Origin of the sequence: Agromyces rhizosphaerae, from assembly GCF_027925245.1 — a bacterium.
GTDB lineage: Bacteria > Actinomycetota > Actinomycetes > Actinomycetales > Microbacteriaceae > Agromyces > Agromyces rhizosphaerae.
On record NZ_BSDP01000001.1, the window covers coordinates 2,241,052 to 2,263,409 of the forward strand.

Genomic DNA, 22,358 nt, shown 5'->3' on the forward strand with positions numbered 1-22,358 from the left:
CATGGGGGAGGCGATCGACCGGCCGCGCATCGAGGCCGCCGTGCGCGAGCTGCTGCTCGCGATCGGCGAGGACCCCGAGCGGCCGGGGCTCGAACGCACCCCCGAGCGGGTCGCCGAGTCGTACCGCGAGCTGTTCGGGGGGCTCGCCCGGGACCCGGTCGCGGAGCTCGGCGACCCTGTGCCGCTCGGCGCGACCGACGCGGGCGGGGCCACCACCTCCGACACCGTGATCGTGCGCGACCTCGCCTTCCGCTCGGTGTGCGAGCACCACCTGCTGCCGTTCCTCGGCACGGCCCACGTCGCGTACGTGCCCGACGGCCAAGTGGTCGGCCTGGGCCGCATCCCGGCCGCGATCGACGCCCTCGCCGCCAGGCCGCAGGTGCAGGAACGCCTCGCCGAGGAGGTCGCCGACGCGCTCGAGGGCGCGCTCGCACCGCACGGCGTGCTCGTCGTGCTCGACGCGGTGCACGGCTGCGTCACGAGCCGGGGCCCGCGCCAGACGGGCAGTTCGACGGTCACGGTCGTGGCCAGGGGCCTGCTGGCCGAACCGGCCCGTCGGGCGGAGGCGATCGCCCTCATCGGCGGGCGGGCGGATGCCTGAGACCGGCGTGCCGACTCCGGCGCAGGCCCGCCCGGGGCATCCGCTCATCATGGGCGTGGTGAACGTCACGCCCGACTCGTTCAGCGACGGCGGGCAGTGGTTCGGCACCGACGCGGCGATCGCGCACGCGCTCGAGCTCGTGCGCGACGGCGCCGACATCGTCGACGTGGGCGGCGAGTCGACCCGGCCCGGCGCCGCACGCGTCGATCCCGCCGAGGAGCTCCGGCGCGTGGTGCCGGTCGTGCGCGAGCTCGCGGCGCTCGGCCTCCGCGTGAGCGTCGACACCATGCGCGCGGCCACCGCCGCAGCGGCCGTCGAGGCGGGCGCGGTGATCGTGAACGACGTCTCGGCCGGGCTCGCCGACCGGGCGATGGCCGAGGTCGTCGCGGGGTCGGATGCCACCTACGTCGCCATGCACTGGCGCGGCCACTCCGATCGCATGGACGCGCTCGCCGAGTACGACGACGTCGTGACCGAGGTGCGCGACGAGCTCGCCGCCCGCGTCGACGCGCTCGAGGGCGCCGGCGTCGCCCGGGAGCGCATCGTCATCGACCCCGGCCTCGGGTTCGCCAAGCGCGCCGAGCACAACTGGCAGCTGCTCGCACGCCTGGACGAGCTCGCCGCGCTCGGGCTCCCCGTGCTGGTCGGCGCCTCGCGCAAGCGGTTCCTCGGAGCGCTGCTCGAAGCGGATGCGCCCGTGTCGGCGCGCGACCTGCCGACCGCGGTGGTGAGCGTGCTGAGCGCCCGCGCTGGCGCCTGGGCGGTGCGGGTGCACGACGTCGCATCCACACGCCTCGCGCTGGCGGTCGGCGAGGCGTGGCAGAGTGGTGGGCGTGAGTAGTGCCCGGGACAGGATCTCGCTGCGCGGCATCCGCGTGACAGCCCACCACGGCGTCTTCGACTTCGAGCGCGAGCAGGGGCAGGAGTTCGTCATCGACGTCGAGGCCAGGCTCGACCTCGCCCCGGCCGCGTCCGGCGACGAGCTCGCCGCGACCGTGCACTACGGCGAGCTCGCGCAGGAGGTCGCCGACGCCGTGCGCAACGACCCCGTCGACCTCATCGAGACCGTCGCCGAGCGCATCGCGGCCGTCGTGCTCGCGCACGAGGCGGTCGAGGAGACGACGGTCACCGTGCACAAGCCGCAGGCGCCGATCGCCGTGCCGTTCGACGACGTCGCCGTCACGATCGTGCGGGGCCGCGCGTGATGGCGCTGTTCCGCCCGCGCCGCAACGAGCACGGCACCCGGGCCGTGCTGGCGCTCGGCAGCAGCCTCGGCGACCGCGAGGGCACCATCGGCCAGGCGATCGCCGACGTCGACATGCTGCGCGAGACGCGCGTCGAGGCGATCTCGCCGACGTACGAGACCGTCGCGATCACCGACGAGGGCGCCGACCCCGATGCGCCCGCGTACCTCAACTGCGTGATCTCGATCCGCACCGACCTCAGCCCCCACGCGCTGCTCGACGCGGTGCACACGATCGAGCGAGGCCATGGCCGCGTGCGCGACGAGCACTGGGGCCCGCGCACGCTCGACATCGACATCATCACCTTCGGCTCGCTCGAGATGATGGACGCGACGCTGACCATCCCGCATCCGCGTGCCTGGCAGCGCGCGTTCGTGCTGCAGCCGTGGCTCGACATCGAGCCCAGGGCGGTCATCCCCGGCTACGGCCGCATCGACGAGCTGCGTGCGGTCGCGTTCGACGAGGTCACGCCGTACGTGCCCGACCGGGACGACTCGTGAGGCGCACCGGCGCCCCCACCGTGCTCCTGCTCGCGGTCGGCGGCGCGGCCATGGCGTTCCTGCTCGAGGTGCTGGTCGTGAACGCGGGCCGGGCGGCGATCGTGCCGCCGATCTCGCTGGCGATCACGCTCGCGGGTGCAGGCGCCGTGGTCGTGGCGCTGGCCTGGCCGATCCGGCGCGCGGTGAAGGGCACCGGCCCGCGGCACGTCGACCCGTTCCGGGCGATGCGCACCGCGGTGCTCGCCAAGGCGAGCAGCCTCGCCGGTGCGCTCCTGCTCGGGTTCGCCGCCGGCGTGCTGCTCTACCTCGTCACGCGGACGGTGCTGCCGGGCGGCGGTGCGACGTGGCTCGCCCTCGCCTCGCTGCTCGCCGCCGGGGCGCTGCTCGCCGCCGGACTCGTGGCAGAGTTCTTCTGTACCCTCCCGCCCGACGACGACGACGAACAGACCGAGGAAGCACATGTCTGAGCCCGAGGCGCCCCCACCCGCCGCGCAGCACGAGCCGGCCGGGCAGGGCGGACCCGCCCCGCAGGACGCGCCGGCCCCGCACGTCATCGACGACGGCTGGCGGCGCGTCTCGCCGAAGTACGTGGTCGTCGAGGTCGTCGGCTCGGTCATCGGCGTCGCGATCGTGGGGATCGTGGGCGGCGTGCTGTGGTCGATCTTCCAGTGGTGGTGGATCGCCGCGATCGCCGGCGGCATCATCCTCGTCTCGCTCGTCTCGATCGCGTTCGAGCCGCGTCGCGTGCGCTCGATCGCCTACCGCCTGCGCGAGGACGACCTGCTGTTCCGCCGCGGCATCCTCTACCAGCGGCGCGTGGCCGTGCCGTACGGCCGCATGCAGCTCGTCGACATCACGCGCGGACCCGTCGCGCGCTGGCTCGGTCTCGCCGACCTGAAGCTCGTGACGGCCGCGGCGGCCAGCGGGGTCGCCGTGCCGGGGCTGCCGCTCGCCGAGGCCGAGGAGCTGCGCGACCGGCTGGTGGCCCTCGCCGAGACGCGCCGGGCGGGGCTGTGACCGCACCCGGCGCACGCGCGGGACTGTCGACGGACCTCGCCGACGGCGAGTGGCACCGCCTGCACCCGCTGACCCCGCTGCTGCGCGGCGGCATCTTCCTCATCGCGATCATCGGCTTCGTGATCGCGAACCTGCGCGAGCGCGTGGTCGACCTGTTCCTCATCGCCGTCTCGCCCGGCGAGCCCATCGACCCCGACGACTTCGACGGCGACCCGGTCTCGGTGCTCGTGCGCACGGGCAACGTCGGCTGGGGCCTGCTCATCGTCCTCGGCATCCTCCTGCTGCTGCTCGCGGGCTTCTACCTGAGCTGGCGCATGCACACGTTCCGCATCACGACCGAGGCGGTCGAGGTGCGCACCGGCATCGTGTTCCGCTCGCACCGCAGCGCCCGGCTCGATCGCATCCAGGGCATCAGCATCACCAAGTCGCTCATCCCGCGCCTGGTCGGCGCCGCGAAGCTCGAGGTCGCGGTCGCCGGCCAGTCGGCGAGCGTGCAGCTGTCGTACCTGCAGGGCGGCCTCGCCGACGCGCTGCGCGCCGACATCCTGCGGCTCGCGTCGGGGGTCAAGGCCGCGAAGGCGCGGGCGGCGGCGCCCGAGGGTGCGATGACGGATGCCGCCGAAGCCGGCGTCGTCGTCGGCGCCACGGTCGCAGCGGGCGACCCGAACGCGCCCGAGGGCGACGGCGCGCACGCCCCCGGCCTCGTGCAGCGGCGGGTCGACGACCTGCTCTCGCCCGAGCTCGACCCCGACCTCGCGCCGCCCGAGTCGGTCGTGCACATCCCGCTCGGGCGGGTGATCGGCTCGTCGGTGCTCGGCGGCTCGACGCTCGCGATGCTGATCTTCGCCGGGGTCATCGTCTGGGGGCTCACGTCGGGCTCGGCCTGGGTGCTCTTCTCGTTCGTGCCCGCGGTCATCGGTCTCGTGACGTACATGTGGTCGCGCATCACGAAGTCGCTGCGGTACTCGATCGCGGGCACGCCCGACGGCGTGCGCGTCGGGTACGGCCTGCTCTCGACCCAGAACGACACGCTGCCGCCGGGGCGCATCCATGCGATCCAGGTCGGGCAGCCGCTGCTCTGGCGGCCGTTCGGCTGGTGGACCATCCGCATCAACGTCGCGGGGCAGAGCGCGAACGCCTCGGGCGACGCGCAGCGGCGCAGCCTCGTGCTGCCCGTCGGCACGCTCGACGACGTGCGGAGGGTGCTCGGCCTGCTGCTGCCCGACACGTCCGACGAGGTGCTCGACGCGGTCACCGCCACCGGGCTCGTGGGCGCGGGCGGCGACGACACGTACGTCGGCGCGCCGCGGCAGGCGGCGTGGCTGCGCCCGTTCTCCTGGCGGCGCACCGGCTACGCGATCGCCGACGGCGTGGTGCTCATCCGGCGCGGCATCGTCTGGCGCTCGCTCATCCTCGTGCCGCTCGCGCGCACGCAGTCGGTGGCGCTGCACCACGGGCCCGTGCGACGTGCCCTCGGGCTCGGCCTCGTGCGCGTGCACACCGTGGCGGGGCCGATCGCGGCCACGCTGCCGGTCATCGGGCGCGACGAGGCCGAGGCCTGCGTCGCGGACGTCGCGGCGGGCGCGATCGAGTGGGCCCGGCTCGACGTGAGCGACCACTGGGGCGGTGCCGGTGCCCGCTGAGCGCACGGGCCGCCTCGGCGTCGGCACGGTCGGCGCCGGACGGGTCGGCCCCGTGCTCGCGTCGGCGCTGGCCGGCGCGGGGCACGCGCTGACCGGCATCACCGCGGTCTCCGACGCCAGCCGCGAGCGGGCCGACGCGATGCTCCCCGGCGTCCCGGTGCTGACCGTGCCGGAGGTGGTCGAGCGCAGCGAGCTCGTGCTGCTCGCCGTGCCCGACGACGAGCTCGAGGCGCTCGTGGCGGGGCTCGCGGAGACCGGCGCGTGGCAGCCGGGGCAGCTCGTCGCCCACACCTCGGCGCGCTACGGCACCGCGGTGCTCGAGCCCGCGCTGCGGCGCGGCGCGATCCCGCTGGCCATCCACCCCGCCATCACGTTCACGGGCACGAGCGTCGACCGCACCCGCCTGGCCGGCGCCTGGTTCGGTGTCACGGCCCCGGCGCCCGTGCTCCCGATCGCCCAGGCGCTCGTGGTCGAGATGGGCGGCGAGCCACTCGTGGTCGCCGAGGCCGACCGGCCCGCCTACGCCGAGGCGATCGAGACGGCGACGTCGTTCTCGACCGCGATCGTCGAGCAGGCGACCGGCCTGCTCGCGGGCATCGGCGTCGAGGAGCCCGGCCGGGTGATCGCGCCGCTCGTGCGCTCCGCGGTCGAGAATGCGCTCGCGCGCTGGGCCCCGAGTACCATCGACCTGTCCGCGCTCGCCGAGCCGTTCGCGGAGGAGGACGAGTGAGCACGCCAGACGCACCGCGGGTGATCCGCGAGATCGCCGCCCTGCGCGCGGAGATCTCCGCGCTCCGGGAGGGCGGGGCGGATGCCGCGGGCGGCCGTCGCCGCGTCGCGCTCGTGCCGACCATGGGGGCGCTCCACGAGGGGCATCTCGCGCTGGTGCGCCGCGCCCGCGAGCTCGCCGACGTGGTCGTCGTCTCGATCTTCGTGAACCCGCTGCAGTTCGCGCCGAGCGAGGACCTCGACCGCTACCCGCGCACGATGGACGCCGACCTCGCCGCGCTCGCGCCCGAGGGCGTCGACCTGGTCTTCGCGCCGGGCGTCGGCGACATGTACCCGAACGGCCCGAGCGAGACCCGGGTGGTCGCGGGGCACATCGGCGACCGCTACGAGGGCGCAGCGCGCCCGGGCCACTTCGACGGCGTGCTGACCGTGGTCGCGAAGCTGCTGCACATCGCCGGGCCCGACGTCGTGATGTTCGGCCGCAAGGACGCGCAGCAGTGCTTCCTCGTCACGCGCATGGTCGCCGACCTCGACCTGCCCGTCGAGGTCGTGCCGGTCGAGACCGTGCGCGAGGCGGACGGGCTCGCGCTCTCGAGCCGCAACCGCTACCTCGACGCCGACGCCCGCGCGGCCGCGCGCGCACTGCCCGACGCGCTGGAGGCCGCCCGCGAGGTCGCGGGCTCGGGACTGGCCGAGGTGCTCGCCGAGGCGGCGGGCGCGTTCGGCGACCACGAGACGGCAGTGCTCGACTACCTCGTCGTGGTCGACCCCGACACGTTCCTGCCGGTGGACGACGACCATCGCGGCCCCGCCCGGGTGCTCGTGGCGGCCGACGTGGCCGGCACGAGGCTCCTCGACAACGCCGACATCGTCCTCGGCTGACGCACGACGATAGGCTGGATGCCGCGCATCGCGCGCCGCGCGCGCCCGCTCTTCGTTCGGGCGCCGTTCCGCGGCATCCACCACCAATCGACACCCGTGAGAGAGAGCATGGCCGAGCAGCAGAGCCCCGCCGACGCGACCGAGCCCACCCCGGAGGAGATCTCCGAGCAGCAGGCGGTGCGCCTCGCCAAGCGCGAGCGGCTCATCGAGCAGGCCGACGACCTCGGCGGCGGCGCCTACCCGGTCGCGGTGCCGATCACCGATGCGATCGCCGACGTGCGGGCGAAGTTCGTCGGGCTGGGCGTCGACGAGCAGTCGGGCGAGCGGGTGGCCGTCGCCGGCCGCATCGTGCACCTGCGCAACACGGGCAAGCTGTGCTTCGCGGCGCTGCAGTCGGGCGACGGGGCGCGCATCCAGGCCATGGTCTCGCTCGCCGAGGTGGGCGAGGAGCAGCTCGCGGCCTGGAAGGAGCTCGTCGACCTCGGCGACCACGTGTTCGTGGCCGGCGAGGTGATCACGAGCCGCCGCGGCGAGCTGTCGATCATGGCGACCGAGTGGCGCATGGCGGCGAAGGCCATCCAGCCGCTGCCGAACCTGCACAACGAGCTGTCCGAGGAGACGCGCGTGCGCAGCCGCTACCTCGACCTCATCGCACGCGAGCAGGCGCGCCGCACCGTGCTCGATCGCGCGGCGGTCAACGCGAGCCTCCGCCGCACGTTCACGGAACTGGGCTTCGTCGAGGTCGAGACGCCCATGCTGCAGGTCATGCACGGCGGGGCATCCGCTCGGCCCTTCGTGACGCACTCGAACGCCTTCGACACCGAGCTCTACCTGCGCATCGCGCCCGAGCTGTACCTGAAGCGCGCCGTCGTGGGCGGCATCGATCGGGTCTACGAGATCAACCGCAACTTCCGCAACGAGGGCGCCGACTCGACCCACAGCCCCGAGTTCGCGATGCTCGAGGCGTACCAGGCGTACGGCGACTACCACTCGATCGCCGACCTCACGCAGCGACTCATCCAGGACGCCGCGCAGGCGGTGTCGGGCGGCCACGTCGTGACCTGGGCCGACGGCACCGAGTACGACCTGAGCGGCCAGTGGGACCGCATCTCGATGTACGACTCGCTGTCCGAGGCGGTGGGGGAGACCGTCTCGCCCGAGACGCCGATCGAGCGGCTGCGCGAGCTCGCCGACGCCGAGGGCATCGAGATCGACCACCCGCTGCACGGCAAGTACGTCGAGGAGCTCTGGGAGCACCACGTGAAGGGCGGCCTCGAGCGGCCGACGTTCGTGATGGACTTCCCGGTCGACACCTCGCCGCTCGTGCGCGCGCACCGGTCGATCCCGGGCGTGGTCGAGAAGTGGGACCTCTACACGCGCGGCTTCGAGCTCGCGACCGGCTACTCGGAGCTCGTCGACCCCGTCGTGCAGCGCGAGCGGTTCGTCGAGCAGGCGCGCCTGGCCGCCGGCGGCGACCCCGAGGCGATGCAGCTCGACGAGGAGTTCCTCCGCGCGCTCGAGTTCGGCATGCCGCCGACGGGCGGCATGGGCATGGGCATCGACCGGCTGCTCATGGCGCTCACGGGCCTCGGCATCCGCGAGACGATCCTCTTCCCGCTGGTCAAGTGAACGGATGCCGCTGATGAACGACTACCTGCCCAAGAAGGAGCTCGAGCCGGAGCCCGACCCGCGCAAGCCCTCGAACGCGCGCCTGATGATCTGGATCGTCGTCGGCGCGGTCGGCCTCTACCTGCTGGGGAGCGGGGTCTGGGGCATCATCACCGCAGGCTAGGCTCGTCCGCGTGACGCGGGAGCCGGACGGGACTCGAGGTCGGAGCGGACCTCTGCCGCCCGGGCACTACTGGGTGGTGCGCGACTGGTCGCCGCTCATCCTGCTGCTCGCCATGGCGGCGTCGGGCTGGCTGCTGTTCCGGGCGATCCTCGCCGGCGCGGCCGCCGACGGTGGCGACGTCGGCGGGTGGCCGAGCGGCTTCGGCCACGACCTGACGGTCGCCGGGCTGGTGGCAGTCGCGTGCGGCGTGCTGATCGTGCTCGCCTTCCTGCCGCCCGCCGAGGTGGTGGCGGGCCCGGATGCCTCGGGGCAGCCGCGCGTCGTCGTGGACGGCCTCGGCGAGGCGTCGCGGATCTGGTTCCTCATCGCGCTGCCCATCGGCGGGTTGCTCGCCCTGCTCCTGCCGCAGGCTTTCCCGCCCGTCGTCGATGCCATCCGTGCGGAACCGGGGCCATCCTGGCTCGTCGTTCCGCTGCTGGTGGTCGTCACCAGTGCATCCATCGCGTACCTCTGGGCGGTGGTGCGGGCGCTCGTGCACGGCGTCGAGCTGACGGCGACGCAACTGGTCTCGCGCGGATACGTCCGGTCGCGCCGGGTCCGTCGCGACCGGATCGCGGACGTCCGCCTCGGGCCGGTGCCGATCTGGATGGACTTCCTGTCCTCGGTCGCGAAGATCGCGGTCACGGAGACGGTGCGCATCGACCTCGCGGACGGGTCGGAAGTCGTGATCGGCCTCGCGAACTCGGGTGGTGACGACCCGGAGCGCGCGGTGGAGGTCCTCCGCGCGTGGAGCGCGGGCGCCGTCGTCGACCGGCCCTGACCGCGCGTCGCGTGCGGCCCCGGCGCACGAGCATGTGGGCAATTCTGCGTATCTGTTGCTAAATGTGGGAATCTGTGGGAACCTGAGCCTACGTCGCCGGCGACAGCCGCGGCGAGGGGAACCACCGGGGGACACATGTACGCGACGGAGCGGCACGAGCGCATCGCCCGCGCCATCGCGCGGGACGGTCGGGTCTCGGTCGCGGAGCTCTCGCGGGAGTTCGGCGTCACGGCGGAGACCATCCGCCGCGACCTCGACCAGCTGGAGCAGCAGGGCCGGCTCCGTCGCGTGCACGGCGGCGCCGTCGGCGCCGGCAGCACCACGCTCGCCGAGACGTCGCTGCTCGAGCGGCTGCCGCAGCGCTCCGACGAGAAGGACCGCATCGCGAAGGCGGCCGTGCGCTTCGTGCCGGGCAGCTTCCGCGGCTCGCTGCTGCTCGACGCCGGCAGCACCACCTCGCGACTCGCCGACCTGCTCGCGACCTGGCAGCCGGCGGCGAGCGACGCGACCATCGACGTCTCGACCAACTCGCTGCACATCGCATCGACCCTGCACGGCAGCCCGCACCTGCGCCTGCGCATCCTCGGCGGTGCCGTCCGCGGCATCACCGGCGCCGCGGTCGGCCCGGCGACCGTCCGCCAGCTCTCCGAGCTCCGGCCCGACATCGCGTTCATCGGCACGAACGGCGTGAGCGTCGAGTTCGGGCTCTCGACACCCGACGAGGCGGAGGCCGCGGCCAAGGCCGCCATGGTGCGCGCCGCCCGCCGCGTCATCGTGCTCGCCGACTCGACCAAGCTGCAGTCGGAGGCGCTCGTGCGCTTCGCCGACCTCGCCGACATCGACACGCTCATCACCGATACGTCCCCGCAGGCCGACCTCGCCGCGGCGCTCGCCGCGGCCGACGTGGAAGTGGTGCTCGCATGATCGTCACGCTCACCGCCAACCCCTCCATCGACCGCACCGTCGAGCTCGACGAGCCGCTCGAGCGCGGCGCCGTGCAGCGCGCGGTCGCGACCCGCGAGGACCCGGGCGGCAAGGGGGTCAACGTGACCCGTGCGCTCCGCGCCGCGCGCGTGACCTCGGTCGCCGTGCTCCCCGCCGCACCCGGCGACCCGATGCTCGCGGCGCTCGAGGGCGAGTCGGTGCCGTACCGCGCCGTGCCGATAGCCGGTCGCATCCGCTCCAACCTCACGATCGCCGAGGCGGGCGGCGCCACCACCAAGATCAACGAACCGGGGCCCGAGCTCGACGCCGACGCGCAGCGCGCGCTGATCGCGGCCGTGGTCGAGGAGTGCGACGGCGCCGACTGGCTGGTCCTCGCGGGGTCGCTGCCTCCGGGCGCGCCCGACGACTTCTACGCGCAGGTGGTGCGCGCGGTCCGCGCCGAGACCCACCCGTCGCCGCGCATCGCGGTCGACACCTCCGGTCCGGCGCTCGCCGCACTCGTCGAGGCGGACCTCGCGGTCGACGTCATCAAGCCCAACGCGGAGGAGCTCGCCGAGCTGCTCGGCCGATCGAGCGAAGAGGAGCTCGAGGCGGGGCCGGATGCCGCGATCGCGCTCGCCCGCACGATCCCCCCGGCGCGGGTGCGCACCAGCCTCGTCACGCTCGGCGCGGTCGGCGCCGCGGTCGTGACGCCCGAGGGCGCGTGGTTCGCCGCCGCCCCGAATATCACCGCGAGGAGCACCGTCGGCGCCGGCGACTGCTCGCTCGCGGGCTACCTCATCGCATCCGTCGAGGGTGCGCATCCGTCGGCGGCGCTCGCGAGCGCCGTCGCCTACGGCGCCGCCGCGGCCTCGTTGCCCGGCAGCGTCGTGCCCACCCGATCCCAGGTCGACCCCGACCGGGTCGTCGTCACCGAGGCCGGCACCGTCGCCGGCTCCGAACCCACAAGGAGCACCAATGAGTGAGCTCATCGAGCCCGGGCTCGTCGTCCTCGACGCCGACCTGGGCCCCGACAAGTCCGACGTCATCCGCGCGCTCGCGGGCCGCGTCGCCACGGCCGGGCGTGCGACCAGCGCCGAGGCCCTCGCGGCCGACGCGTGGAAGCGCGAGCAGCAGTCGTCGACCGGCCTGCCCGGCGGCATGGCCATCCCGCACTGCAAGTCGCCCGCGGTGACGCAGGCGAGCCTCGCGGTCGCCCGCCTGAAGCCCGGCGTCGAGTTCGACGAGGGCGAGGCGGCCGATCTCGTCTTCATGATCGCCGCGCCCGAGGGCGCCGCGCAGGACCACCTGGCCCTGCTCGCGCTGCTCGCGCGCTCGCTCATGAAGGACGAGTTCGTCGCGTCGCTGCGCGCCGCGGCGACGCCCGACGAGGTCGTCGAGATCGTGCGCGGCGCGCTGCGCGAGGACGAGGAGGCGGCTCCCGCGGCGGCCGCCACCGGTGCCGCGGCAGCGGGAGCCGCAGGTGCGACCGCCGCCTCCGCGGGCACGACCACGGCGGATGCCACCGCCGGCGCCGGTCGCTCGATCGTCGCCGTCACCGCGTGCCCCACCGGCATCGCGCACACCTACATGGCGGCCGATGCGCTCAAGGCCGCGGCTGAGCGCGCGGGCGTCGACTACCACGTCGAGACCCAGGGCTCCGCGGGAGCGACCCCGGTGCCGCCGGACGTGATCGCGGCGGCCGACGCGGTGATCTTCGCGGTCGACGTCGACGTGCGCGACAAGGCGCGCTTCGCCGGCAAGCCGGTCATCCAGGTGCCCGTGAAGCGCGGCATCGACGAGGCCGACGAGCTGGTCGCCCGGGCGCTGGCCGCGGCCGACGACCCCGACGCGACGCGCGTCGCGGCGGGCGGCGGCGGGGCGGCTGCGGCGACGTCCGCCGCCGCCAACGAATCGGTCGGCGGCAAGCTCAAGCGCTGGCTGCTCACCGGCGTGAGCTACATGATCCCGTTCGTCGCCGGCGGCGGCCTGCTCATCGCGCTCGGCTTCCTGCTCGGCGGGTATGACATCACCGACAGCGCGACCGAGATCGTGCTCGGCAGTGCGCTCTGGAACCTGCCGCCCGGCGGGCTCGGCGAGTACCTCGGTGCGGTCGCGTTCACGATCGGTGCCGCATCGATGGGCTTCCTCGTCCCGGCGCTCGCGGGCTACATCGCGTACGCGATCGCCGACCGGCCGGGCATCGCCCCGGGCTTCACGGTGGGTGCCGTCGCGCTCATCATGAACGCGGGCTTCATCGGCGGTCTGGTCGGCGGCCTGCTCGCCGGTGCGGCGGCCTACTGGATCGGCAAGATCAAGGGGCCGCGCTGGCTGCAGGGCCTCATGCCGGTGGTCATCATCCCGCTGCTCGCGTCGATCGTGGCATCCGGCATCATGCTGATGCTGCTCGGCGGCCCGATCGCGACCCTGATGACCGGGCTCACCGACTGGCTGAACTCGCTCACGGGCGTCGGCATGATCGCCCTCGGTGCGCTGCTCGGCTTCATGATGGCGTTCGACCTCGGCGGCCCGATCAACAAGGTGGCGTACTCGTTCGCGGTCGCCGGATTGTCAGCGGGGTCGATCGACAACCAGACCCCGTGGATGATCATGGCTGCGGTGATGGCGGCCGGCATGGTGCCGCCGCTCGCGCTGGCGCTCGCGACGGTGCTCGCGCCGAAGCAGTTCAACGAGCTCGAACGAGAGAACGGCACGGCCGCGTGGCTGCTGGGCGCGGCGTTCATCTCGGAGGGCGCGATCCCGTTCGCGGCGGCCGACCCGCTGCGCGTGCTGCCCGCCGGCATCCTCGGCGGCATCACGACGGGCGCGATCTGCATGGCGATGGGCGTCACCTCGCAGGCTCCGCACGGCGGCATCTTCGTGTTCTTCGCGATCGGCAACCTGCTCTGGTTCGTCATCGCGATCCTCGCGGGCATGGTCGTCTCGGCGCTCGCCGTGATCGCCCTCAAGAAGTGGACGCGTCGCGCCCCCGTGGCGGCCCCGCTGCCCACGGCTGCGGTGCCCGCCGCGGCCTGACCCACGAGCGGATGCCCCTGAGCGCCACGCGCGCCCAGGGGCATCCGTCGTTCCCGCCCGGCGCGTTCCTGCCCGGCGCGCGCCCCCGCCGCGCCGTCCGGCCGCGCCGTCCCGCCGCGCCGTCCCGCCCGCCCCCGGCGTCGTCCCGCCCGGCGTCGTCCCGCCCGGCCGCCGTCCCGCCCGGCCGCCGTCCCGCCCCGTCCCGTCCCGCCCCGCCCCGCCCGGCCGCCGTCCCGTCCCGCCCCGTCCCGTCCCGCCCCGTCCCGCCCCGCCCGGCGCCCCCCGCCCGCCTCGCTGCCGCCCAACGCGCCGCCCCCACCCTCCGGCGATGTAGCGAAAACATGCAATCGCGCGCGCGACGCGGCGTGTCTGCATGTTCTCGCCGCCAAGTGTCAGATCTGCATGTTTTCGCTACGGCGGTGGCGGTGGCGGTGGCGGTGGTGGGCGCGCGGATGCTCCTCCACAGGTGCGGAGCGCGCCGGGTGGAGCGCAGCCCGAAGCGACGTGTCGCGTGTGCGGTACGTTCGGCGCCACCGTGATGCGCATGCGCGATCTCGCCATGGACCTGTCCCGCTTCGGCGGGCTCGCGACGCAACCGCAGCTTCGACGACTCGGGCACTCGGAGCGCGCGATCCGGGAGGCCGTCGCCGCAGGCTCGGCGTGGCGAGTGGGCCGCTCGTGGCTGGCGAACGCGCGGGCGGAGGCGGAGGCGGTGCGCGCGGTCGCGCTGCGCGGCGTGCTCGGCGGCGAGAGCGCGCTCCGCAGCCACGGTGTGTGGGTGACGCACGAGACGGGGCTGTGCGTGGTCAGCCCACGCAGCGCGAGTCGGCTGCCGAGCACGCGCGCGGGGGAGTACCGCATCCGCGTCGAGCGCATCGCACGCGACGGCGAGCGGCGTTGGCGCGTCGATGTCGGCACGGCGCTCGTTCAGGCGCTGCCGCGGTTCCGCACCCGGTACGAGGCGATCGCCACCCTCGACAGCGCCCTGCACGCGCGCCGCATCGACCGCCGCCGGCTCGAGGTCGTGGCCGCCGGGATGCCCCGGCGCATCCGCCGCCTGCTCCCGCACCTCGATCCGCGCGCGGAGTCGGGGCTCGAGTCGATCCTCCGTCTCGCTGCGCTCGAGCGCGGCTGGAGCGTGCGCTCCCAAGTGCGCATCGCGGGGGTCGGCCGGGTCGACCTCGTGATCGACGGCTGGCTGGTGATCGAGGCCGACGGGGCTCGCTGGCACGACGACCCGGCCGATGCGGCGCGCGATCGCGAGCGCAACGCTGCGCTCGTGCGGCGGGGCTACCGGTGGCACCGATTCGGACACGCGCAGGTGGTGCACGACCTCGACGGATGCCTCGAGGTGATCGCCGCACTGCTCGCGCACGGGCGCCCGGCGCGATGACCGCCGCGCGCCGGACGTGACCCCCGATCGGGCGAGTCGCGCCCGCGGCGCGCGACCACGTATCCTGAAGGGGCTATGGACGATTTCTGGGCGAATGCGATCTGGTCGCTGGCGCCGACCGTGCTCATCGGGCTGGTGTTCTGGTTCGTGATGCGATCGGTGATCCGTGCCGACCGCAACGAGCGTCGCGCCTACGCCCGCATCGAGGCGGAGGAGCGCGCGAAGCTCGGCCTGGACGCCCCGCGCGACGGCTCGGCCGCCTGACCACATGACCGACGCCGGCCAGGACGCGCTCATCACGCTGATCGTCGCCGGCGCCGTCCTGCTCGTCGACCTGATCATCCGCATCGTCGCGATCATCGTCGTCCCGAGGAATCGCAAGCCCACCGCCGGCATGGCCTGGCTGCTCGCCATTTTCTTCATCCCCTTCATCGGCGTCTTCTTCTTCCTGCTGATCGGCAACCCGAAGCTGCCGAAGCACCGGCGCGAGAAGCAGTCCGAGATCGATACCTACCTGCGCGAGACCACGCACGGCATGGAGCGCGTCACGAGCACCGCGGGCTGGCCGAGCTGGTTCGAGGGCGTCGTGCGCATGAACCGCAACCTCGGCTCGATGCCGCTCATCGGCGGCAACTCCGCCCAGCTCATCGACGACTACGAGGCGAGCCTCGGCGCGATGGCCGACGCGATCGACCAGGCGAAGCGTTTCGTTCACGTCGAGTTCTACATCTTCGCGCTCGACCCCACGACCCGGCCGTTCTTCGAGGCGCTGAAGAACGCCGCCGCGCGCGGCGTCACCGTGCGGGTGCTGCTCGACCACGTGGCATCCGTTCGGGTGAAGAACTACAAGGACACGATCAAGTTCCTCACTGACGCCGGCGTCGACTGGCAGCTGATGCTGCCGGTGCAGCCGTTCAAGGGCAAGTACCAGCGCCCCGACCTGCGCAACCACCGCAAGCTCCTCGTGGTCGACAGCGAGATCGCGTTCACCGGCTCGCAGAACGTGATCGACCGCAGCTACAACAAGCCCGGCAACATCAAGCGCGGGCTGCAGTGGCAGGAACTCATGGCCCGGCTCGAGGGCCCCATCGTCTCGGGACTCAACACGATCTTCCTCACCGACTGGTACCTCGAGACCGGCGTGCTGCTGGAGCGCGACATCGTGCCGTTCTCGCAGGAGGCCGCGAGCGAGAACCTCGACTGCCAGGTCGTGCCCTCCGGCCCCGGCTACCAGAACGAGAACAACCTCAAGCTCTTCCTCTCGCTGTTCTTCGCCGCGCGCGAGAAGATCATCATCACGAGCCCCTACTTCGTGCCCGACGACGCGATGCTCTCGGCGATCTCGTCGGCCACGCAGCGCGGCGTGCACGTCGAGCTCTTCGTCTCGGAGATCGGCGACCAGGCGCTCGTCTACCACGCCCAGCGCTCGTACTACGAGGCCCTGTTGCGCGCCGGCGTGCGCATCTACATGTACAAGGCGCCGTACATCCTGCACGCCAAGCACCTCTCGATCGACGACGACGTGGCGGTGATCGGCACGAGCAACATGGACATCCGGTCGTTCCTGCTGAACATGGAGATCTCGCTGCTCGTGCGCGGTGAGCAGTTCGTCACCGACATGCGCGCGGTCGAGGCGAAGTACCGCGAGGAGAGCCGCGAGCTCACCCTCGAGGAGTGGCTGAAGCAGCCGCTCGGCTCCACCGTGCTCGACAACCTCGCGCGCCTCACCTCGGCGCTGCAGTAGCGGGCGGATGCCCCTGGGCTGGCGGATGCCCCCGAGCCGGCGCGTCCCTCCGCGGGCGCCCGCTCGGTAGCGGTCAGCCGCGGGGCTTCAGCCGCACGGTCGGCAGCTCGGGCGCGGGCAGCGGGTCGCCGTCGTAGCCGTCGACCCCGCCGAACCGGCCGCCCGGATCGCCTCCGGCGATCACGTCGCGCTGCCACTGCTCGCGGAAGGCGACCACCTCGTCGTGCGAGCGGCCGATGAAGTTCCACCACATCACGATCTGCTCGCCGAACGGCTCGCCGCCGAGCAGCAGCACGCGCACGGGCGACTCGCCTGCCGACAGGCGGATGCCTCGTGCACCGGGAGCCAGGTACGCGAGCTCGGTCGGCGCCGCAGCCGCCGCGACCGCTGCACCCTCGACGCCCGTCGCCTCGACCCGCACCGGCCCCGCGTCGACCAGCACGCCGTGCTCGAACCCCGGGTCGACGTCGAGTATCACCGACCCGAACGGCGGCAGGTCGACCTGCGCCCCGACGAGCGGCGAGAACACGGTCACGCCCGTGTCGACCCCGGCGAGCGCGCCGACGAACACCCGCACGTCGGCGTCGTCGGCCGCGACCCGCAACGCCTCGTGACGCTCGAAGAACGGGCTCGCGTGCCGCGAGGCATCCGGCAGCACCGTCCAGAGCTGTACGCCGTGGAGCGTGACGGCCGCCGGAGTCGACACCTCGGAGTGCTGGATGCCGTCGCCCGCCGTCATCAGGTTCAGCTCGCCGGGCCGCACCAGCGCATGGCTGCCGGCCGAGTCGCGGTGCTCGATCTCGCCCTCGAACAGCCAGCTCACGGTCTGCAGCCCGGTGTGCGGATGCGGCGGCACGGTCATTCCCCCGGTGGCGGCCACGTCGTCCGGTCCGTAGTGGTCGATGAAACACCACGCCCCGATGGTCGTGCGCCCGCGCTGCGGCAGCGTGCGGCGCACGGTCATCGCACGGGGGCCGCCGAGCGGCACCTCGCGCGCGGTCAGGATCTCGATCGCCGAACGCGCCCCAGGGGCATCCGGATCGCAGAGCAGTTCGCGGGGATCCCGCTCGAGGTTGCTCATGCGCCAGAGTCTATGCCTGCGCATCGACCTCGGGGCGGGTTCGCGCGACCCGAGCCGGTCGCGCGCCGACGCCCGAACCGTGATGCGCCCACGGCGAACACCGCTCCCACCGGCATCCGCCGTGGCTACCCTCGATGTATCGGAAGCCGCAACCCTGCCCGGCACCGTGAGGAGTGTGACGAATGTTCGAGAGATTCACCGACCGAGCCCGCCGTGTCGTCGTCTTGGCGCAAGAAGAAGCCAAGATGCTCAACCACAACTACATCGGCACGGAGCACATCCTGCTCGGCCTCATCCACGAGGGTGAGGGCGTCGCAGCGAAGGCGCTCGAGTCGCTCGGCATCTCGCTCGACGCCGTGCGCGAGCAGGTCCAGGACATCATCGGCCAGGGGCAGCAGCAGCCCACCGGCCACATCCCCTTCACGCCGCGCGCGAAGAAGGTGCTCGAGCTGAGCCTGCGCGAGGCGCTGCAGCTCGGCCACAACTACATCGGCACCGAGCACATCCTGCTCGGCCTCATCCGCGAGGGCGAGGGCGTCGCCGCCCAGGTGCTCGTGAAGCTGGGCGCCGACCTCAACCGCGTGCGCCAGCAGGTCATCCAGCTGCTCTCGGGCTACCAGGGCAAGGAGCAGGTGCAGGTCGGCGCCGACGAGAAGCAGGCCGCGCAGGGCGGCTCGCAGATCCTCGACCAGTTCGGCCGCAACCTCACCCAGGCCGCCCGCGACTCGAAGCTCGACCCGGTGATCGGCCGCGAGAAGGAGATCGAGCGGGTCATGCAGATCCTCTCGCGCCGCTCGAAGAACAACCCCGTGCTGATCGGCGAGCCCGGCGTCGGCAAGACCGCCGTCGTGGAGGGCCTCGCGCAGGCGATCGTGAAGAACGAGGTGCCCGAGACGCTGAAGGACAAGCAGCTCTACTCGCTCGACCTCGGTTCGCTCATCGCGGGCTCCCGCTACCGCGGCGATTTCGAGGAACGCCTCAAGAAGGTCACCAAGGAGATCCGCACCCGCGGCGACATCATCGTCTTCATCGACGAGATCCACACGCTGGTGGGCGCGGGCGCGGCCGAGGGCGCGATCGATGCGGCGAGCATCCTGAAGCCGCTGCTCGCCCGCGGTGAGCTCCAGACCATCGGTGCCACGACGCTCGACGAGTACCGCAAGCACTTCGAGAAGGATGCAGCGCTCGAGCGCCGCTTCCAGCCCATCCAGGTGGCCGAGCCGAGCCTGCCGCACGCGATCAACATCCTGAAGGGGCTGCGCGACCGCTACGAGGCGCACCACAAGGTGTCGATCACCGACGGCGCGATCGTCGCCGCGGCGAACCTCGCCGACCGCTACATCTCCGACCGCTTCCTGCCCGACAAGGCGATCGACCTGATCGACGAGGCCGGCGCCCGCCTGCGCCTGTCGATCCTGTCGAGCCCGCCCGAGCTGCGCGAGTTCGACCAGAAGATCGGCGTCGTGCGCGGCATGAAGGAGAAGGCGATCGAGGACCAGGACTTCGAGAAGGCCGCCTCCCTCCGCGACGAGGAGAAGCAGCTGCTCGGCGAGCGCCTGCGCCTCGAGAAGCAGTGGAAGTCGGGCGAGGTCACCACGACCGCGACCGTCGACGAGGGCCTGATCGCAGAGGTGCTCGCGCAGGCCACGGGCATCCCGGTGTTCAAGCTCACCGAGGAGGAGAGCTCGCGCCTGGTCTTCATGGAGAAGGCGCTGCACGAGCGCGTCATCGGCCAGGACGAGGCGATCGCCGCGCTGTCGAAGACCATCCGCCGCACGCGTGCGGGCCTGAAGGACCCGAAGCGCCCCTCGGGGTCGTTCATCTTCGCCGGCCCCACGGGCGTCGGCAAGACCGAGCTCGCCAAGGCGCTCGCGGAGTTCCTGTTCGACGACGAGTCGGCGATGATCTCGCTCGACATGTCGGAGTACGGCGAGAAGCACACGGTCTCCCGCCTGTTCGGCGCCCCTCCCGGGTTCGTCGGCTTCGAGGAGGGCGGCCAGCTCACCGAGAAGGTGCGGCGCAAGCCGTTCTCGGTCGTGCTCTTCGACGAGATCGAGAAGGCGCACCCCGACATCTTCAACTCGCTCCTGCAGATCCTGGAGGAGGGTCGTCTCACCGACGGCCAGGGACGTGTCGTCGACTTCAAGAACACCGTCATCATCATGACGACGAACCTCGGCACGAAGGACATCGCCGGCGGCCCCGTCGGCTTCCAGGTCGAGGGCAACTCGCAGAACGCGTACGAGCTCATGCGCGGCAAGGTGAACGAGGAGCTGAAGAAGAACTTCAAGCCCGAGTTCCTGAACCGCGTCGACGAGATCATCGTGTTCCCGCAGCTCTCGAAGGAGGAGCTGCTGCAGATCGTCGACCTGTTCGTGAAGCGCCTCGCCGACCGCATGCTCGACCGCGACATGACCGTCGAGCTGACGCTGCCGGCGAAGGAGCGCCTCATCGAGGTCGGGTTCGACCCGGCCCTCGGCGCCCGTCCGCTCCGCCGCGCGGTGCAGCACGAGGTCGAGGATCGCCTGAGCGAGAAGATCCTGCACGGCGAGCTCAACTCGGGCGACCACGTGCACGTCGACTACAAGGACGGCGAGTTCGTCTTCACGACCACCAAGCGCGAGCTGCCGGTGGGCGTGGGGGTCAACACCAACGCCGCGATCGGCACGGGTCCGCAGACGCCCGACCTCGCGGCATCCGGCGAGTAACCCGCATTATCGTTCGACGCCCCCGGCTCCGGCCGCCGGGGGCGTCGTCGTGTCCGCAGGCGCGGCAGAGCGAGCGGATGCCTCGTCAGGGCGTCTCGGCGAGCAGCTCGTCCATCGCATGAACGCCGATCGCGTGCATGCGCGAGTCGTCGTCGTTGCGGGTGAGGAACGCCAGCCCGAGCACGACGGCCCACGCGCGAGCGCGCACCCAGGCACGGGCACGGGGCGGATGCCACGGGGCCGCCGCCTCGCGGAACGCCGCGCGCCCCTCGGCATCGAACGCGAGCCACGCCACCGCGAGGTCGCTCGCCGGGTCGCCCGCGGTGAGGTCGCCGAAGTCGATGACGGCTGCGAGGCGCGCGTCGTCCTCGCCGACCAGGAGGTTGCCGGGGTGCACGTCGCCGTGCAGCCAGCGCCCGCGGCCGGTCTGCGGCGGCACGGAGAACCCGACCTCCCAGAGGCGGCGCAGGTGCGCCGGGTCGGGCACGCCGGGGTGCGCGAGCCGCTGCTCGAGCCGGGGCGCCGTGGCGGCGAGCGGCGTGCCGCGCACCGGGTTGTGCGGCGCATCGTCGGGAGCGATGCGGTGCAGGGGCCCGAGGAACCGACCGAGGTCGCGCGCGGTGTCGCCCCGCTTGGCGATGGGCACCTCCGTGAGCGCCCGGCCCTCGAGCCACGGGCAGATCACCCATCGCCACGGGTAGCCGAGGCCGGGTTCGCCGACACGCTGGGCTGCGGGCACCGGCACGTTCAGGCGCGACGCGAGGCGCGGCAGCCAGCGGATCTCGTGCTCGATCAGGGGCGCGGCGACGGCCCGCCGGGGCATCCGCACGCACCGATCGTCGCCCAGCCGGGCAATGGTGTTGTCCCAGCCGTTGTCGACGATCCGCACCGGCCCGGCGAGGTCGGGGTGCTGCGCGGCGACGAGCCGTTCGATCAGCGACTCGTCGATCGGGACCTCGGCTTCGGGAGCATCCACGAACGCTAGTCTGACGTGATGACCGCCGACTTTCGAGTGCGCCGTGCGCGCGCCGCCGACGTGTCCGGGATCGTGACGCTGACCGAGCCGCTCGTCGACCGACGCATCCTGCTCGGCAAGGAGCGCGTCGACCTCTACGGCGCGCTGCAGGAGTTCCGCGTGGCCGAGGCGAGCGACGGCACCCTCATCGGCTGCGGTGCGCTGCACGTCATGTGGGAGGACCTCGGCGAGGTGCGCACGCTCGCGGTCGCCGACGCGTGGCTGGGGCACGGCATCGGGCACGCGCTGCTCGACGAGCTCGAGGCGGATGCCGCGGAGCTCGGCCTCTCGCGGCTGTTCTGCCTCACCTTCGAGGTCGACTTCTTCGGCCGGCACGGGTTCGTCGACATGGGCCACGAGACCGTCGACCCCGAGGTGTACGCCGAACTCGTGCGCTCGCACGACGAGGGCGTCGCGGAGTTCCTCGACCTCGCGCGCGTGAAGCAGAACACGCTGGGCAATACGCGCATGCTGAAGCTGCTGGGGGACGCGGCGGCCCACTAGCACGGCGGGTTCGCAGGCCCGGGGAACGGCACGCCGGGGACATGGCGCGCCCCGCCGCATCCGTCGCCGTACCCTGAGGCCATGTCGACGATCCGCAAGCCCGTGGGGCCGCAGCCGGCCGCGGTGTACTGGCGTCGACGCATCATCGTGCTGCTGGGACTCGTGGCGGTGATCGCCGTGATCGTGCTCATCATCGTGCGGCCGGGCGCGAGCCAGGGCGCCCAGCCCGACGGGGCGGGCACGCCGGTCTCGACGACTGCGGCGACGGATGCCCCCGCCACCGCGCTGCCCACCGAGGAGGTCGCCGTCGACGGCGACCCGTGCGCGCCCGAGAACGTGATCGTGGAGCCCGTGACCGACGCCACGACCTACGCCGCCGGCGAGCTGCCCGAGCTCACGCTGACGCTCACGAACACGGGCCCGAACGTGTGCGTGCTGAACGCCGGCACCGCCGCCCAGGTGTTCACGATCACCAGCGGCAACGACGTCTACTGGACCTCGACCGACTGCCAGGTCGACCCGATCGACGCCGAGGTGAGCCTCACTCCGAACGAGCCGCTCAGCTCGGCCGCGGCGATCGTGTGGGACCGCACGCGCTCCGACCCCGAGACGTGCGACGACGAGGAGCGCGAGCCCGTGCCGGCCGGCGGCGCCTCGTACCACCTCTCGGTCTCGGTCGACGGCTTCGACTCGTCGGCCACGAAGCAGATGCTCCTCTACTGAGC

At 72.8% G+C, this 22,358-nt stretch carries 23 protein-coding genes; 21 read left to right on the forward strand and 2 right to left on the reverse strand.

What is annotated here, in order from left to right:
* The first annotated feature begins 1 nt into the window (after position 1).
* The 18 genes from folE (at position 2) to cls (ending at position 16,325) form a co-directional block, all read left to right on the forward strand.
* Positions 2-601: a GTP cyclohydrolase I gene (folE, locus tag QMG39_RS10510; RefSeq protein ID WP_281884739.1), complete on the forward strand. Its 600-nt coding sequence runs from the start codon at positions 2-4 to the stop codon at positions 599-601.
* Positions 594-1,442 carry a dihydropteroate synthase gene (gene folP / locus QMG39_RS10515; protein ID WP_281884741.1) on the forward strand — a complete coding sequence of 283 codons (849 nt, stop codon included), beginning with the start codon at positions 594-596 and terminating at the stop codon, positions 1,440-1,442. Before folE ends, folP begins: the two co-directional genes overlap by 8 nt.
* Positions 1,435-1,806 carry a dihydroneopterin aldolase gene (gene folB / locus QMG39_RS10520; RefSeq protein WP_281884743.1) on the forward strand — a complete coding sequence of 124 codons (372 nt, stop codon included), beginning with the start codon at positions 1,435-1,437 and terminating at the stop codon, positions 1,804-1,806. The genes folP and folB overlap by 8 nt, the downstream gene beginning before the upstream one ends.
* The gene (gene folK / locus QMG39_RS10525; RefSeq protein ID WP_281887248.1) at positions 1,806-2,345 is read left to right on the forward strand and encodes a 2-amino-4-hydroxy-6-hydroxymethyldihydropteridine diphosphokinase; all 540 of its coding nucleotides are present in this window, start codon (positions 1,806-1,808) and stop codon (positions 2,343-2,345) included. Before folB ends, folK begins: the two co-directional genes overlap by 1 nt.
* Positions 2,342-2,812 (forward strand): DUF3180 domain-containing protein, encoded by a 471-nt coding sequence (locus QMG39_RS10530; RefSeq protein WP_281884745.1) that lies wholly within the window; start codon positions 2,342-2,344, stop codon positions 2,810-2,812. Before folK ends, QMG39_RS10530 begins: the two co-directional genes overlap by 4 nt.
* Positions 2,805-3,362, forward strand: coding sequence for a PH domain-containing protein (locus QMG39_RS10535; RefSeq protein WP_281884747.1), 558 nt, complete (start codon positions 2,805-2,807; stop codon positions 3,360-3,362). Before QMG39_RS10530 ends, QMG39_RS10535 begins: the two co-directional genes overlap by 8 nt.
* Complete coding sequence (locus QMG39_RS10540; RefSeq protein ID WP_281884749.1) at positions 3,359-5,005, forward strand: PH domain-containing protein; 1,647 nt, start codon at positions 3,359-3,361, stop codon at positions 5,003-5,005. Before QMG39_RS10535 ends, QMG39_RS10540 begins: the two co-directional genes overlap by 4 nt.
* On the forward strand, positions 4,989-5,735 hold the full coding sequence (locus tag QMG39_RS10545; protein WP_281884751.1) for a Rossmann-like and DUF2520 domain-containing protein: 747 nt from the start codon (positions 4,989-4,991) through the stop codon (positions 5,733-5,735). Before QMG39_RS10540 ends, QMG39_RS10545 begins: the two co-directional genes overlap by 17 nt.
* Complete coding sequence (gene panC / locus QMG39_RS10550; RefSeq protein ID WP_281884753.1) at positions 5,732-6,616, forward strand: pantoate--beta-alanine ligase; 885 nt, start codon at positions 5,732-5,734, stop codon at positions 6,614-6,616. The genes QMG39_RS10545 and panC overlap by 4 nt, the downstream gene beginning before the upstream one ends.
* A gap of 108 nt (positions 6,617-6,724) precedes the next feature.
* Complete coding sequence (lysS, locus tag QMG39_RS10555; RefSeq protein WP_281884755.1) at positions 6,725-8,245, forward strand: lysine--tRNA ligase; 1,521 nt, start codon at positions 6,725-6,727, stop codon at positions 8,243-8,245.
* Between the two features lie 13 nt (positions 8,246-8,258).
* Positions 8,259-8,408, forward strand: coding sequence for a hypothetical protein (locus QMG39_RS10560; RefSeq protein WP_281884757.1), 150 nt, complete (start codon positions 8,259-8,261; stop codon positions 8,406-8,408).
* 10 nt (positions 8,409-8,418) lie between these two features.
* Positions 8,419-9,228 carry a hypothetical protein gene (locus tag QMG39_RS10565; protein ID WP_281884759.1) on the forward strand — a complete coding sequence of 270 codons (810 nt, stop codon included), beginning with the start codon at positions 8,419-8,421 and terminating at the stop codon, positions 9,226-9,228.
* 135 nt (positions 9,229-9,363) lie between these two features.
* Positions 9,364-10,152, forward strand: coding sequence for a DeoR/GlpR family DNA-binding transcription regulator (locus tag QMG39_RS10570; RefSeq protein ID WP_281884762.1), 789 nt, complete (start codon positions 9,364-9,366; stop codon positions 10,150-10,152).
* Positions 10,149-11,138 carry a 1-phosphofructokinase family hexose kinase gene (locus tag QMG39_RS10575; protein ID WP_281884764.1) on the forward strand — a complete coding sequence of 330 codons (990 nt, stop codon included), beginning with the start codon at positions 10,149-10,151 and terminating at the stop codon, positions 11,136-11,138. Before QMG39_RS10570 ends, QMG39_RS10575 begins: the two co-directional genes overlap by 4 nt.
* A complete protein-coding gene (locus QMG39_RS10580; RefSeq protein WP_281884766.1) occupies positions 11,131-13,188 on the forward strand; it encodes a PTS fructose transporter subunit IIABC in 2,058 nt (685 codons plus the stop codon). The genes QMG39_RS10575 and QMG39_RS10580 overlap by 8 nt, the downstream gene beginning before the upstream one ends.
* A 544-nt stretch (positions 13,189-13,732) precedes the next feature.
* The gene (locus QMG39_RS10585) at positions 13,733-14,581 is read left to right on the forward strand and encodes an endonuclease domain-containing protein (RefSeq protein WP_281884768.1); all 849 of its coding nucleotides are present in this window, start codon (positions 13,733-13,735) and stop codon (positions 14,579-14,581) included.
* 75 nt (positions 14,582-14,656) lie between these two features.
* Complete coding sequence (locus tag QMG39_RS10590; protein ID WP_281884770.1) at positions 14,657-14,845, forward strand: hypothetical protein; 189 nt, start codon at positions 14,657-14,659, stop codon at positions 14,843-14,845.
* 4 nt (positions 14,846-14,849) lie between these two features.
* The gene (gene cls / locus QMG39_RS10595) at positions 14,850-16,325 is read left to right on the forward strand and encodes a cardiolipin synthase (RefSeq protein WP_281884772.1); all 1,476 of its coding nucleotides are present in this window, start codon (positions 14,850-14,852) and stop codon (positions 16,323-16,325) included.
* 73 nt (positions 16,326-16,398) lie between these two features.
* Here cls and QMG39_RS10600 read toward each other — a convergent pair whose 3' ends face one another.
* Positions 16,399-17,406 carry a pirin family protein gene (locus QMG39_RS10600; protein ID WP_281884774.1) on the reverse strand — a complete coding sequence of 336 codons (1,008 nt, stop codon included), beginning with the start codon at positions 17,404-17,406 and terminating at the stop codon, positions 16,399-16,401.
* Positions 17,407-17,588: 182 nt separating this feature from the next.
* Between QMG39_RS10600 and QMG39_RS10605 the strand changes: the two genes are divergently transcribed.
* Positions 17,589-20,114, forward strand: coding sequence for an ATP-dependent Clp protease ATP-binding subunit (locus QMG39_RS10605; RefSeq protein WP_281884776.1), 2,526 nt, complete (start codon positions 17,589-17,591; stop codon positions 20,112-20,114).
* Positions 20,115-20,199: 85 nt separating this feature from the next.
* On the opposite strand, the gene QMG39_RS10610 is transcribed toward QMG39_RS10605, so the two are convergent.
* Positions 20,200-21,090, reverse strand: a complete 891-nt coding sequence (locus QMG39_RS10610; RefSeq protein ID WP_281884778.1) for an aminoglycoside phosphotransferase family protein — start codon at positions 21,088-21,090, stop codon at positions 20,200-20,202.
* Positions 21,091-21,108: 18 nt separating this feature from the next.
* Between QMG39_RS10610 and QMG39_RS10615 the strand changes: the two genes are divergently transcribed.
* Together QMG39_RS10615 and QMG39_RS10620 are read left to right on the forward strand one after the other, a co-directional pair.
* Complete coding sequence (locus tag QMG39_RS10615; protein WP_281884779.1) at positions 21,109-21,633, forward strand: amino-acid N-acetyltransferase; 525 nt, start codon at positions 21,109-21,111, stop codon at positions 21,631-21,633.
* 81 nt (positions 21,634-21,714) lie between these two features.
* A complete protein-coding gene (locus QMG39_RS10620) occupies positions 21,715-22,356 on the forward strand; it encodes a hypothetical protein (protein ID WP_281884781.1) in 642 nt (213 codons plus the stop codon).
* The last annotated feature ends 2 nt before the right edge of the window (positions 22,357-22,358 follow it).

Coding starts and splice junctions, on each gene's coding strand:
- folE (WP_281884739.1), top strand. CDS start 2: ATGGGGGAGGCGATCGACCGGCCGCGCATCGAGGCCGCCGTGCGCGAG.
- folP (WP_281884741.1), top strand. CDS start 594: ATGCCTGAGACCGGCGTGCCGACTCCGGCGCAGGCCCGCCCGGGGCAT.
- folK (WP_281887248.1), top strand. CDS start 1,806: ATGGCGCTGTTCCGCCCGCGCCGCAACGAGCACGGCACCCGGGCCGTG.
- QMG39_RS10535 (WP_281884747.1), top strand. CDS start 2,805: ATGTCTGAGCCCGAGGCGCCCCCACCCGCCGCGCAGCACGAGCCGGCC.
- lysS (WP_281884755.1), top strand. CDS start 6,725: ATGGCCGAGCAGCAGAGCCCCGCCGACGCGACCGAGCCCACCCCGGAG.
- QMG39_RS10560 (WP_281884757.1), top strand. CDS start 8,259: ATGAACGACTACCTGCCCAAGAAGGAGCTCGAGCCGGAGCCCGACCCG.
- QMG39_RS10570 (WP_281884762.1), top strand. CDS start 9,364: ATGTACGCGACGGAGCGGCACGAGCGCATCGCCCGCGCCATCGCGCGG.
- QMG39_RS10575 (WP_281884764.1), top strand. CDS start 10,149: ATGATCGTCACGCTCACCGCCAACCCCTCCATCGACCGCACCGTCGAG.
- QMG39_RS10580 (WP_281884766.1), top strand. CDS start 11,131: ATGAGTGAGCTCATCGAGCCCGGGCTCGTCGTCCTCGACGCCGACCTG.
- QMG39_RS10585 (WP_281884768.1), top strand. CDS start 13,733: ATGCGCGATCTCGCCATGGACCTGTCCCGCTTCGGCGGGCTCGCGACG.
- QMG39_RS10590 (WP_281884770.1), top strand. CDS start 14,657: ATGGACGATTTCTGGGCGAATGCGATCTGGTCGCTGGCGCCGACCGTG.
- cls (WP_281884772.1), top strand. CDS start 14,850: ATGACCGACGCCGGCCAGGACGCGCTCATCACGCTGATCGTCGCCGGC.
- QMG39_RS10600 (WP_281884774.1), bottom strand. CDS start 17,406: ATGAGCAACCTCGAGCGGGATCCCCGCGAACTGCTCTGCGATCCGGAT.
- QMG39_RS10605 (WP_281884776.1), top strand. CDS start 17,589: ATGTTCGAGAGATTCACCGACCGAGCCCGCCGTGTCGTCGTCTTGGCG.
- QMG39_RS10615 (WP_281884779.1), top strand. CDS start 21,109: ATGACCGCCGACTTTCGAGTGCGCCGTGCGCGCGCCGCCGACGTGTCC.
- QMG39_RS10620 (WP_281884781.1), top strand. CDS start 21,715: ATGTCGACGATCCGCAAGCCCGTGGGGCCGCAGCCGGCCGCGGTGTAC.